A 13607-nucleotide genomic window follows, 5' to 3' on the forward strand; every position below is an offset into this window, starting at 1 on the left:
CCGATCGGCTGGCACTGCAAACCCGACTGAGGCGCTGACCGGGCTGGCTAAATTAGATAGAGCTGGCTGGAGCGGTTCTTCCGCACATTTGGGAGAGCTTCCCATCTGCCCTCTGCTTGGGTGGTTCAGGCGGTGGCGAGCAGCCTGCTTCTGATCAGCGGATATCCCGAGCGCCCACACATCTGGCGCTTGATCGTCTTGAGCCGGGCTCGCTCCCTGGGTGATCGCCGCCCGGACGGCCTCGATGTCGCGGCCGATGCCTGCAGCAAGGGAGCCAGTTTGCTGTTCGTGGCATAGGCGATCCATTGCTCGAGGCGGCTTCCGTTCGGATTTTGGTTTGTGCATCCGGGAGAATGCCTTCGTCAGCTGGTTGTCAACTAAGCGGTATATGTAGATCCGCCGCGGTAACCAGCCTGAACTCAATTGCGAAACATAGGAGTGCAAATCGCCATGTATGGTCGAATTGGTGGCTCGTCCGATATCCACTACACGCGTAATGCCAGCGGGCAAGCAGATGCAGAAACCCAAGAGTTCGAGGACATGTTTGCGCGGATGCACTTAGCCGGTTCTGATTCCAGCGGCAGCTCCTCTTCGGCGGCAACACCGGCGTATTCCCTCCAATCCAGACCTCCGGTGGTGGAGATCGACAGGTCTTCTTTCAGGAGTGAGGTGACGCAATTTCATGGCGATAAAATCATGCACATCGCCGACCATCCACAAGAGTATTCGGAATTCGTATCCGCACGAGCCAGACGCACTGCGGACGTTGCTAAGCAATACGGCGTTTGTCGAGATACGGAGCAAGCGCGATATTTCAGCTACCAATTAGGAAACCAGAGTGCCGGACTGCTGAGAACGGAAGGCGGGTTCAGCATGACTGAGTTCGAATCCGAAAATTGGCGGCAACAATTTCCTGGTCGAACTGAGATCACCTCCATAGTGGATCTACAGGTCGCTCATCCGCTCGTCGAGAATGCAGGCGATATTTTGCTGGAGCATCAACTTCGGATGGACGGTGAACGACCGTTGCTGAATTGGCGTGCGGCTAATCCAGAAGCACAAGCCCGCGCGGCGGCGATGGGGTTTGTTGAAGTGGATGATGGCGGCATGGTCCTTGACCCTACCCAGCATCCCGAGAAGTGGACGAAGAACAGTGCCGGTGAATGGCAGCGTGCAGACAAACCTCCGCTCTATCTCTGCAAAACTGAGGATAGCGAGAGCAGTGATGCCGCGAGCGCACCAAGTTCACCCAGATACTCGTACGAGGACGATTTTATGTGACCGGATCTTGAGGAATTTAGTCGCGATGGTAGGGCCGCATCTGACTATATTGGTGTCCCATGGTCATGCGCGGTGAGCGAAAGGGCTCGTCGCAAACGGCAGTGCGCGACGAGCGGTATCCATTCGGCGTAGGGCGCAGGCGGAGTAGTTGTCGGCTGAGCAGCGCAGGATTTTCTTTATAGAACTTGGTAGGTTCGATTGTCCGTCGCCAGAGATTTGGGACACTTGGCGGCCTGATCTAGTTGTGGAGGCTCTGGCCCATCAGGGTTTTCATATTAGGCGGCGGCTTTGCCGTGAAGCAAGCGCCGCTGTTGATCCTTTCCCTGTTCGGCATGATGGTCTGGCCGCGCCCGAAGTAGACGTCGGCCGGGGTGAGATTGCCGAGGCTCTCGTGGTATCGGCAATGATTGTAGTGCTCGACGAAGGCGACGATCTGCCGTTCGAGATCGCCAGGCAGGAAGTAGTTTTCGAGTAGGATGCGGTTCTTGGGCGTCTGGTGCCAGCGTTCGATCTTGGCCTGGGTCTGAGGATGTGCGGGCGATCCGCGCGTGTGATCCATGCCTTTGTCGGATTTCCAGGCCGCGAGATCGGACGACACGTAAGACGGGCCGTTGTCGGACAGGAGCCGCGGCCGCTGCACGACCCTGGCACTGTCACAGCCGGAAGCCTGCAGCGCCATGGTCAGCGTGTCGGTGACATCCCCGGCCCTCATCGTGGAGCACAGTTTCCAGGCGATGATGTAGCGGGAGAAGTCGTCGAGCACGGTCGACAGGTAGAACCATCCCCAGCCGATGACCTTCAAATAAGTGAAGTCTGTCTGCCAGAGCTGGTTGGGTGCCGTGGTCTTGTCATGGAACTCGTCGTCGGCGGCCTTGATGACGACGAAGGCCGGGCTGGTGATCAGGTCGTGTGTCGCATTTAATTAGGGTCTTCCTCACTTTGTGTGGTTCATCGGCCGTTAGCGAGGTTGTGGCTATGGGGGCATGCGAACGAAATCGAAATGGTCGCCCGGCCCAGGGGTCAAGATACTGGGTGTCGCGCTCACTGTTTGACGACGGGTGGGTTGTTTCGGCTGCGGGATCCGCGATCGGCATCTGCCCTGATTGTGGACGGCGAAGCCGAAGTCGGCATGGCTGGTCCCGCCGCAGCCTCAAGGATCTGCCGACCCAGGGTTAGTCGGTGACAGTGAAACTCCTGCTGAGCCGCTGGCGATGTGCACATGGGCAATGCGCACGACGAACGTTCACCGACCGACTGCCGACGGTAGCTGATCCATACGCGCGTCGGACGAGAAGGGTCGGGGAGATTGTCGGCCTGCTCGGCCACAGCGCCGGCTGACTGTAGCGAGCCGCAAGCGGGCGTAGACTGTATTGATGCCTGGTGCTGGAAAGGCGCATCCGTCTCCTGCTAAGGACTCGACGTTCTGGCCGCCCAACTCTCGAACGGCACCTGGTTCCATTGACCGATGTCCGGTCCAGAACTGCGCAACTTTTAACTGTGCCGCTGAAGGGCGCCGCACCGCGCTGCCTTCGCCACATCTACAGTTCTGTATCGTTCAAACTATCCGAAAAACCCTTATATCGCCCAGGGTATCGACGCGGGATGCATGCTGACCTACGCCATCACCGTCCTTACCCATGGCGCGACACAAGTTTAGGCTTCCCTGCCCTCGCCGCATAGGTGGGCGTGCAACGCGCTCAGGCAAGCATCCGCACTCTTAAGATCTCGCTGGTGCTGCGGGGCAATCGTGAGATCGGCAAGTTGATAGACAGGATTACGCACGCGCATCAGGTCTGTGACGGACTGGTCTTGATCGTCGGTTTTAGTCTTGAGACGCTCGTGCCTCTGATTACGCCTGATTACGTTTTCGTGGGTATTGAGCCAGATTGAGACCGCCTTCCCACTGACAAGATGCCGAATTTCCTCGAACATGAACGTTTCATCGCCGGTTGCGAGCACCTTCGGCCCTTGTTCGAGCGACTTCTTTATCTCTTTCATCTCAAGATCTCTGAAATGCACCTCCCCATCCTCAGCGAAGATCTTAGCTATGGACTTGCCAGTCTTTGCCTCGATCTCCTTATCTGCATCGACGAATTTCAACCCCAGTCGTCTGGCGAGCACACGGCCAAAACTGGATTTCCCAGCGCCCTTCATGCCGACAAGCACGATCGGTCGCGAGCCCAGAGCGCCAAGAATTTCTTGTCCGATCGCGGACCGCGCCGTGTGCTTAGGCGGCTCCACTTTCAATCGACGAATTAGACTGGCACCGACTGAACTATCCGCGTCGGGTTCCCAGTGCGGGATCCCTATGGCTCCGTCAGGAATGACAACCTTGTTGCAAGCGTTTCGCACACGCTCCAAGAGTGGCTCGGCTATCGAGGGATCCAGGGACTCTCGGCTGCCTCGCTGGAGCTCCTGCAGTTTCTGCAGCTCCTTGTACGTGTCATGATTGTCGATCTTGGCCTTGTAGCTATCGGCCGTGTGGAACTCTACTTCAAAGCGGTAGCCCTCAGGCGTGGCGAGAACAGTCTTGATGCCGACAAAGGTTGGAGATCGCGTCTTGAACCAGTTGATTGTGCTGACCTCCGAATAGCCCCGCTCTTCGAAGGCTAGAATGGCCTTCTTGAAGGCGGGCGTAAATTCGTTGTCGGGGAATTCGTAAAGATGACGTACAGCGTTGCCGATCAGTTGGGCGCCGGCTTCGGCGGGGACCTGCACGCCGAAGAGCTGGTCTGTCATGGAGGCGTCCGACCTCAGCCTGTGCTCAAGATGAGGCATATTCACTTGGATGCCGGCTTTCCTGAGGCTCGCGGCAACTCCGAGCGCCGCTGCAGTGATGTTCTCTTCCAGCTCTTTGGCACGCGACGCCTCGATTTTGGCGCGCTCCAACGCCTCCTCGCGGTTCAGCGTTATGGTCATGTCGCTATCTCCGACGGCGGGCCGGAGGTTGGAGGGCCTGGACAGAATGCCTTGCTCCGCAGCGAACTTGATCGAGGATTCCATGATGGAAGCCGCCAGGGTAGGGTTGTCCTTCAGTTCCTTCAAGGCTGCATCGGAATCAAAGCTTCCGTGGTGGAGAGCCGCCGCCGTGCTCTTTACATATGGTACGGTGGCTAGGCCCGGGATCTGTTGCAGTAGGCGCTGAAGATACCCGCTCTTGAACATAAATGTGTGGGCGCCAGTGTCGGATTTATAGGCGTCAGTTCCGACTTTGATACCCAGGCTAAGGAGATTGTTTGCACTTTGCACGAGATCGTGTGGGTTATAACCATCGGGTCGCGGATCGATGCGTGCAGGGTAACGGTCCACCAGAAGCTGGACGCGCTCGCGTGGCTGGGTCGTTACCGAGTAGCTCTCCGCCAGTTCCGGAAATAGCGCGGAGAGCGGTTGGCTTACTGCGACAGGAGCCTCGCTCATGCTGGTGTCCGTTTCGGGCAGGGCTTGCTCCTCCAGCCTCCCGGCCCAAGCCTCGAGCTCGGCGAGGAGCAATTCGGCCATCTCGCGCGCGACCGGATGGTTGGCAAGTACGACCTCACGCCGCGCTATCTCGCGCGTGTCCAGAAAGCTCAGAGCGCTGACCCGCTCCTGCTCCAGCAGGCTTCGAATATTTCGCTTGAGCTGTGGGTGAATGCCTTCGTACGTTCCGAAGATGGCACGCTCGGCAAACCACTGTCGGGCTTCGTGGGATTGAGCCAGAAAGCCCCGCTGCAAGCCGGTGTAGATTTCCAGAACGTTCCGCGTGGCAGCGAGGATCTGGCTGGCGCGACCGAACTTGTAATGACCGTTGTCAATCGCCGGAGTATGGGACTTTGGCGGCTTGAGCGAGCCAAGCCCGCGCGCCTGCTCCTCTTTATCGAATTGCCTCACATGCTCGTAAAGCAGCGGCCGATCGCCGATAATGACGAGGCTATCCCCGTCGAAATCGCCATCAAGCTTTTTCTGTTCACTGGGCGGCACGGCAACCACCGAGCCCGGGGCAAACACCTCCGTCGCCTGGAGGATGCCGACGCAGTCGATCGGCGTGTCCACCTTCGCGCGGTCCTTGCCCGTGGTCCAATTCGAATGGCACTTGACGTCCTCGGAAGACATCACAAGCCCTCGGTCGGAATAGTCGGCGGGCCACATCTCATCCGGCACCACCATCAGAACGCCTTTCGCAAAAAAAGTCGGATCGTCGGCCGCTAGTTCCTCGCCAGACTTATGCGCGACATTGAAGCTGTATTGGATGGCCGTGCAGTTATCGAGAAACACGGCGGTCGGATCGCCATCGACCGCCGACTTGACATGCTCAGCGGCGAACGGCCTCAGGTTCGGCTTGTCATAAGGGGATCGCCCGATTAGCGTGCCGCCACTGCTCAAGGTCTGGCTCTTGAGCGTTGGCACATGCAGGCAGCTGTCCGCGGACGGGACGGCGATTGCGCCCGGACCATTGATGTTTGCCGCCGTAACCGTGCGAAATAGCTCTTCGGACGTCAACTGTGGCCTTTCCTTGCTACGTAGCCAGGTCAGGGCCTTTTGACGCGCCTCATCCGCCACTTGCTCGCTGCGCGGATAATGTTGCAGCGCCGAGACCGGGAGGGACGTGTTCTTTGCCTCACCATAGGCAAGCACCCGGTCCGGACCGTCTTCCTGTTCGCCGCCACGACGAACGGCTGGCATGAGATTCGCCAGCGAGGCCTTTATGAAGCCGCAGCCGTCATGCGGTCGCAACGCGATTGGCCCTTGCGCCCCCCTTAGTTTGAAGGGATGCTCCTCGTTCGCAGCGCGGTCCGGCAGTAGCACCAATTTGAAGGCGCCTTCCAACGCGTAGTCGTGAGGAGATAGATCTTTGATCGCCGGAGGCGCCGCAAAGCCCCTGCGCTGAGTGTAATAATAGGCCTCCTTGAAAGGTGCCCAGGCGCGCGAGAGCTGCTCGAAGGCGGTGCCGGGTGCGGTTTCGGCATAAGGGATTGCCAGCAACTTTCCCCCGGAAGGCTTTGTTGGCTCGCCTGGGGCACGCGCGGCAACCTGAGACACGTTCAATCGCGGCGGCTTCAATTTGCTACCGCCGAACAGGTCCATGCGGTATGGCACGCCATCGACGGTGAGCGTCCGCGCCAGCATGAATGCACTCGGGGTCGCTGGCAGTTGCACGGCGACCACGGGCAGTTTTCCCGAGGTCAGGCGATGGAAAATCGAATAGCGTGTTTCGGCCTCGCCGGGCAACGGCCGCCCCTGCATGTCCACCACAGGCAACCGCATCAGTCCCGCATCGCCCTGCGGCGGCCTGGGCTCGTGATCCATGCTCCGCAGCACCTGAAGCACGTCGAAGACCGAGGCCGGATGCTGCGCCTGGATCGCCGCCGCATCCTGTTCTATGAACAGGTCTAACGCATCCACTGGACTGTCGGCCTCGATCTGCGCGATCAGGTTCCAGCTCATGTTGGAAAGGTCGCCTTCAATGAGACCGCGCGTCCTGTGCAGGATATCCTTGGTCTTACCCTCTAGCTCTTGTTGCCTCACCCGCAAATCGGCCCGCTTACCCTCGACATACGGCGACCTGAATAGTCTCTCCAGCACCGCACGGGCCTTGAGCGTCTGATAGATCGATAGTGCGGGGGAGCGGCTCGCAAGCGGCCCGCGCGTCCGCTCGGCATCGCTTGCGTTCAGATGCGCTTCAATCTTCTGCTCAAGAACCGGTTGAAGGTCGTTCAGCAACGTCAGAGCCTGCCTGCGGTGCCAGCGCAGCGGCTTCTGTGGGCTGCGCGCCAATGGCAGCAGAGCCGCACACATGTTACCCATCGTTTCCAGATCGACCTGCGTCGCAAAACCAGGGGCTTGACGCAATTCCGAGAGCCGATTCAACCCTGCCGATGCCAGCAAACCGAGATCATCGACCAGTCGAGCCTTACCCAGCCCCTTGAAAATGATCGTGATGTCTAAAGGGCCGGCCTGCGCCAGCCGCTCATTATCATATTGCAGATAGTGAGCGAGTTTGTGTAACCGATCCTTCGGCAGAACGGCGTCTGTTATCTCGCCACTGTCCTCTGCCCTCACGATCATTCGCGACAGAGCATTGACGATCAGGCTAAGCTGAGGTGTGGTGAATACACCAAATCGCTGTCCCCGAGCACCCAAGCCGCGCGCGATGTCAATTGTGGACTGCCTGCACGTCTCCTCTTCTGGCCACTTGCTAAGCCCGTTCATCAAAATGGCCAATAACTGTGGAGTGAAATCAGCGAACTGGCGCTGACGTGCTTCACTGGCGATCGCGACTGTGGCTCTGCGGCCGTCCTCCCCGTCTGGCCACTTGCTGAAACCGTTCACCAGGTTCGACAGTCCCTCCGGGGCAAAATGGGAGAGGTCGGTGCGGCGGAGAACCTCAGCGGCGATCGCAAACGTGGCTTCGCGAGGTTCCGGCGACTCCGGCCACTTGCTAAAACCGTTCACCAGATTCGCCAAGTGTTGGGAGGTAAATTGAGAGAATCGGGCGGGGCGGCGGAGAACCTCGCCCGCGATGGCGAACGTGGCATCGCGAGGGTACGACGATTCCGGCCATTTGCTGAAACCGTTCACCAGATTCGCAAGTTCCTGCGAAGTAAAATCAGAGAGGCGGACGGCGCGGTGAAGGACCGTGTGGGCAATGGCGACTGTGGCTCGCTCAGAACCGGCCTGGTCTGGCCATTTACTGAAACCGTTCACTAGATTCGCCAACTCCTGCGAACTGAAATCGGAGAGCCGGACGGCGCGGCCATGAACTTCTGATGCAATTGCGAGCATCGCGTCGCGACAGTTCGTCTCTTCCGGCCACTTGCTAAAACCGTTCACCAGATTGGCTAAATGTTGCGAAGTAAATTGAGAGTGCCGGGTGCCGCGGCGAAGAACCTCGTTGGCGATCGCGACCGTGGCTTGATAAGATGACGTCTGTTCGGGCCATTTGCTGAAACCGTTCACTAGGTTCGCCAGTCCTTGGGCAACAAAATCAGACAGCTGACGGCCTTGAACCTCCCCTGCGATAGCGGCCGCCGCGTCGCGGCAGATAGGGGCTCCCGGCCATTTGCTGAAACCGTTCACCAGATTAGCCAAATGCTGGTGAGCGAAATCACCGAGCAAGGCGCCGCGGCGCAGAATCTCATGCGCGGTTGCAATCGTGGCTTGGCGGCAGTCCTCCGCATGCGGCCATTTGCTGAAACCATTCACTAAATTCGCTAGTTCGTGCGGAGCAAAGTCAAAGAGCTGGCCGCGATGGACCTCCCGTGCGATTGAGAACGTCACCTCGCGACAATTCGGTCCATTCGGCCACTTGCTAAAACCGTTCACTAAGTTCGCCAACTGCTGGTGAGTGAAATCAGAGAGCCGGTCGGCTCGGCAAAAAAGTGCGTTGGCGATTGCGTCTGCGGCTTGCTGAGAATCCGCCTCTTCTGGCCATTTGCTGAAGCCGTTCACCAAGTTCACGATGTCCTGGCGATTAAATTCAGAGAGCTCGAGCTGGCGCGTGCTTCGGCGACGGAGTTCAGAGGCTATGGCGATTGTGGCTTGGCGAGCCGACCCGTCTTGCGGCCACTTGCTTAAACCGTTCACCACTGTCGCCAACGCTTGCGGTGCAAAGTCATAGAACTGGTCGGCGCGGCGAAAGACCTCACCGGCGATTGCAATGGCGGCGGCGCGGCAGCCCTCCCCGTCCGGCCACTTGCTGAAGCCGTTCACCAAGTTCGCCAAGTTCTGGTGAGTAAAGTCAGAAAGCCGATCGCGGCGAAGGACCTCGCTGGAGATTGCGCCGGTGGCTTGGCGAGACCATTCTTCTTCGGGCCACTTGCTAAAGCCGTTCACCAGGTTCGCCAGGCCCTGCGGGGGAATATCCGAGAGTTCGGCGCGGCGCAGAACCTCACTGGCGATCGCGGCTACGACTTGTTGAGATGCCACCTGCTCCGGCCACTTGCTCAAGCCATTCACCAGGTTCGTCAGGTTCTGGTGATCAAAGTCCGAGAGCCCGGCGTCGCCCCGTGCGCGGCGAAGGACCTCGTTGGCGATCCCGACTGAGACTTGCTGAGATGCCACCTCTGCTGGCCACTTGCTGAAGCCGTTCACCAAAGTCGCCAGTGCCTGCTGAGTGAGACTAGGGAGCTGGTCTACGCGGCTAAAAATCTCGCCGGCGATTGCGATCCCTGCTTCGCGACAATCTGCCCCGTCCGGCCACTTGCTGAAACCGTTAACGAGGTTTGTTAGGTTCTGGTGATTAAAATCAGAAAGTTGATCGCGGCGGCCGATGACCTCACTAGCGATCGCGACTGTGGCTTGTTGGCAGCCCGCATTGGTGGGGCATTTGCTGAGTCCGTTTACCAGGTTCGCCAGCTCCTGCGCAGTAAAATGAGCGAGCCCTTCATTACGGGCGCAGCTGGAAAGTTGTGTGGCGATGGCGACTATGGCTTGGCCGGACGATACGTCGTCGGGCCACTTGCTGAAGCCGTTTACCAAGTTTGCCAAATCCTGATGGTTGAAATCGGAGAGCCGGGAACGGCGGTCACGACGCAGGACCTCCGCGGCGATCGCGCCCGTGGCTTGGCGAGACGACACGTCTTGTGGCCACTTGCTGAAGCCGTTTACCAAGTTCGCCAGCTCCTGCTGATTGAAATCGGAGAGTCGGGAATGGTGGTCACGGCGCAGGATCTCCCCGGCAATCGCGACTGTGGCTTCCCGAAATGAGTCCTGCGCCGACCATTTGGTGAAGCCGTTCACAAGATTTGCCAGCTCTTGGTGAGTGAATTCAGAGAGCCTGGAGCGCCGGCTGCGACGCAGGACCTCGCGAGCGATCATGTCGGTGGCTTGACAAAAGACCTCCTCTTCCGGGCACTTGCCGAAGCCGTTCACAAGGTTCGCAAGGTCCTGGTGATTGAAAGCGGAGAGCCCGAGGTCACTGCGAGTGCGGCGAAGGACCTCTCCGGCGAGCGCAATCATAGCGTCGCGGCAATCGCCTGCTTGCGGCCACTTGCTGAAGCCATTTGCAAGGTTCGCCAAGTTTTGCTGCGTAAAATCAGACAGCCGGAAACGTCGCTCGGTGCGACGGACGACCTCACGGGCAACGGCTTCCGTGCCCTCACGAGTTTCCGGCCGCTGCGGCCACTTGCTAAAACCGTTCACTAGCAACGACAGACTTTGACTATTCAGCCCCCCAAGTGCCCTGTCTTCATCGCGGCAAAATTGGGCTATTCTGACCGTTGCATTGCGGCACGTTCTCGACTGCGGATGCCGACCAAACGACGCCGCGAAGAGCGAAAGAGCTTTGGGCTCGACTTCGCACATCAACCTACCATTAAGCTGCGACACCCGAGCTGCAATCGCCTTGCAGGCTTCGACGCCTTCCTCACCTCCGGCCTCGCGACTTACCGCGTTGCATGCTGTGGCATAGCCCCATGATTTCCCGCGGCGTATATCTTCCTCGAAACGTGTGACAAATTGACTTCTGAACTGGGCGGCGGCCTTTTGCACGAAGTCTGCATGGATTCCGTCATCCGCTCCCTGCAGCCGCCTGTCATACTCCACTACTGCACATGAGAATCCAACGATGTCCCGGGCGAAGTAAATTGCGTCTAGAGCTGCGTTAGATTCTTGTTCTGAGAGTGCACTGCTCTGGGCGGCGACACCACTCATGCGCCGCCTTTTTGATGAGCGATCCAGGCCTGTTGCGGATTGCCTGTGCGAGGTACCTGGTCGCAATCTGCTGGACTGACCGGTACCGTGGCCCTCCGTACCGGAATGCGATGAACGTTCCTCCCAATTTGTCGCGCTGCGATCCGGCAGATAGCGAGCATCAGGCTGAACGTCACGCGGATCTACCGAGGGGTCATGTGAGGAGTGGCGTCGGGCATCGCTGGTCGAAGGCTGCCTTTGAGCGGAGGAGGTTTCCGAATCTCGACTGTCAGAGTGCAGACCCTGCATGACCGCACTGAACGCCGGGGCATCGTTTCCAGCGCCAATATCTGACTCAGCACGGGACCAGAGCGGGCCTGATCCGCCTGGCGCATTCGCACGTCGGTTAACTCCTGTCATAAGCCGTCTCCCATGCAACCGATGATGCGCCGATTACACAGTGCGGCCGCGGCCTGAACGAGCGGAGCTCCTCCGGCAGCGCCGACGAGACGTAATTCGCCACAACCAGCGTGCGGATCGTCGTTTTTGAACAATCGCGCGCTCTGGCATGGAATACCCCCTGCGACTGACGACACCCTGACGTGCGCTAGCCGAAATTGAGGTGGATCATGACGATGCGATGTATTGAAGGACGGCCATAAAGGCATCGGCATTGGCGGCGCAAACGAATTTCAGATAGTGAACGGCTTGTCGGCCCTTCATTACGCTCTTTCGCGGTCGTCTTGAGAGCCCGCCTTATGCAGGGTTGTTATGATGCCGAGGGCTGCGCGCGGGGAGCAAACCACCTCGCCGCGATAGCAAAGCTGCGACCTAGATGGGGTAACGGGCCTCTCGCGCCGGCGACCGAGGGGTTTTGGTCGAGGCGGTCGTCCCTCACAATGATGGTGTGAACGGCGTCATGGCCGAAGCCAGCGCCAAACATCAAGGAGAGACGACCGTGGACTATTATGCCGGGATTGATGTGTCATTGGAATGCTCCAGTGTTTGCGTTGTTGACGGGCAGGGCAAGATTGAGAGGGAAGCGAAGGTGGCGAGCGAACCGGATGCGCTGATCGCCTGGTTTGCGGCGCTCGAAGTACCGCTTGCGCGGATTGGGCTGGAGGCGGGCCCGCTGTCGCAGTGGCTGTTTGCTGCGTTGCAGGCGTGCGGCCTGGCGGTGGAGCTTCTCGAGACGCGCCATGTGCGCGACGCCTTCAAGGCGATGCCGGTGAAGACGGATCGCAAGGACGCGCCGGGCATTGCTCAACTCATGCGGCTTGGCTGGTTCCGGCCCGTGCACTGCAAGTCACTGCCGGCCCAGGAGGTTCGCGCCCTGCTGACGACGCGCAAGCTGCTGCAGTCGAAGCGTCACGATGTCGAGATGAGCATCCGCGGCGTTCTGCGCGGCTTTGGCCTGAAGGTTGGCCCGACGACGCCGAAGACGTTTGAGCAGCGGGTTCGCGAACTGGTGGCCCATCATGACACACTGGAGCAGATTTCGGAGGCTCTTCTCAAGGCGCGGGCGGTGCTGCTCGGTGAGTTCAAGACGATCGAGAGGCGTCTTGTCGGCCTGGCGCGGCGCGATGCGCAGGTGCGCAATCTGACGAGCGTGCCGGGGGTCGGGGCTTTGGTGGCGTTGACCTTTTCGTCGGCCATCGACGATCCTGCACGCTTCCGTTCTTCCCGCATGGTGGGCGCCCATTTCGGCCTGACGCCGAAGAAGTACCAATCGGGCGAGACCGACGTGACCGGTCGCATCTCGAAGATCGGCGACCATGGCGTGCGTGGGGCGCTCTACGAGGCGGCCAATGTGATGCTGACACGCCCAGTGAAAAGCTCGGCCTTGAAGTCGTGGGCGCTTGCGGTGGCCAAGCGCGCCGGGATGCGCAAGGCCAAGGTGGCGCTGGCACGCAAGCTGGCGGTGGTCCTGCACCGCATGATGCGCAGCGGTGAGCAATTCCTGCGGGCCGGCCGCGCCGCAACCGTCGCATGCTGAAGGATTCGATGAGAGGATAAGCAGAAGGAGGAACACGGCGGGCCCCGGCACCAGCCCCGCCGTTGCGAAGTCCCTGCCGGGGACGGTGGATCCGGTTAGGCCGCTAAGACGGGAGCAGCTCGTTTGATGACTGCGCATCCCTAGACCGGCCGACCGATCCCGATCAGACCCCATCAGGCAGCGGCCAAAAGCGCCGACTGCGGACAGAAGCAAGACCCCGGCGCGGACTGAGTTACGAGGGATTGACAAGTCGAGGCCCGTTACAGAAGCCCGTCTTATGCACAACGATGGGTCTTTGAGGCTGGCGGATGTAGCTTGATCTTTGGCCAAACCGCCATCAGCAGCTGTCGCTCTTCAACGCCAACTACGACGAGCGTTGCTTCCTGCCAATCCATGTCAATGACGCCGCGACCGGCCGCCCGGTCGCCATGGTCCTGCGCCCCGGCAAGACCCCGACGGGCGAGGACCGCATGCTGGCTGATGCTCACCCTGCGCGAAGGCGGTGCCCACGACCCATCATCTGCGCAACGCCGAGTTCGCTACGCTACGGCTCAGGCTGCTCGAGCTCGGCGCCCGACCGCGCATCAAGGCCCCACATATGGCCGCACCGGTCCCGCTGCGTGATACGTCTCAAAAAAACCGCTTGCCGCGTGGCCGTTCTACATAGGTCGCTACAGCCAGCCCGGTCAGCGCCTCAGTCGGGTTTGCAGTGCCAGCCGATCGA

Annotated in this window: 3 protein-coding genes and 3 pseudogenes; 4 read left to right on the top strand and 2 right to left on the bottom strand. The window is 59.6% G+C overall.

The genetic code is table 11. The features are described from left to right. Positions 1 to 438 precede the first annotated feature (438 nt). Positions 439 to 1281, top strand: coding sequence for an Effector protein NopP (locus tag ABID26_RS36655; protein WP_354418361.1), 843 nt, complete (start codon positions 439 to 441; stop codon positions 1279 to 1281). A gap of 238 nt (positions 1282 to 1519) precedes the next feature. On the opposite strand, the pseudogene ABID26_RS36660 reads toward ABID26_RS36655, so the two are convergent. Beyond that, positions 1520 to 2191, bottom strand: a pseudogene (locus ABID26_RS36660) (transposase); the annotation flags it as partial. A 73-nt stretch (positions 2192 to 2264) separates the two neighbouring features. Between ABID26_RS36660 and ABID26_RS36665 the strand changes: the two are divergent. Then, a pseudogene (locus ABID26_RS36665) lies at positions 2265 to 2616 on the top strand (transposase family protein); the annotation flags it as partial. A 318-nt stretch (positions 2617 to 2934) separates the two neighbouring features. On the opposite strand, the gene xopAD reads toward ABID26_RS36665, so the two are convergent. Next, on the bottom strand, positions 2935 to 10908 hold the full coding sequence (xopAD, locus tag ABID26_RS36670; RefSeq protein ID WP_354418362.1) for a XopAD/skwp family type III secretion system effector: 7974 nt from the start codon (positions 10906 to 10908) through the stop codon (positions 2935 to 2937). Positions 10909 to 11845: 937 nt separating this feature from the next. On the opposite strand from xopAD, the gene ABID26_RS36675 reads away from it, so the two are divergent. Then, positions 11846 to 12883: an IS110 family RNA-guided transposase gene (locus tag ABID26_RS36675; protein ID WP_354418364.1), complete on the top strand. Its 1038-nt coding sequence runs from the start codon at positions 11846 to 11848 to the stop codon at positions 12881 to 12883. A 335-nt stretch (positions 12884 to 13218) separates the two neighbouring features. After that, positions 13219 to 13350, top strand: a pseudogene (locus tag ABID26_RS36680) (transposase); the annotation flags it as partial. Positions 13351 to 13607 lie beyond the last annotated feature (257 nt).

Origin of the sequence: Mesorhizobium shonense, from assembly GCF_040545255.1 — a bacterium.
In the GTDB taxonomy this organism is placed as follows: Bacteria; Pseudomonadota; Alphaproteobacteria; order Rhizobiales; family Rhizobiaceae; genus Mesorhizobium; species Mesorhizobium shonense.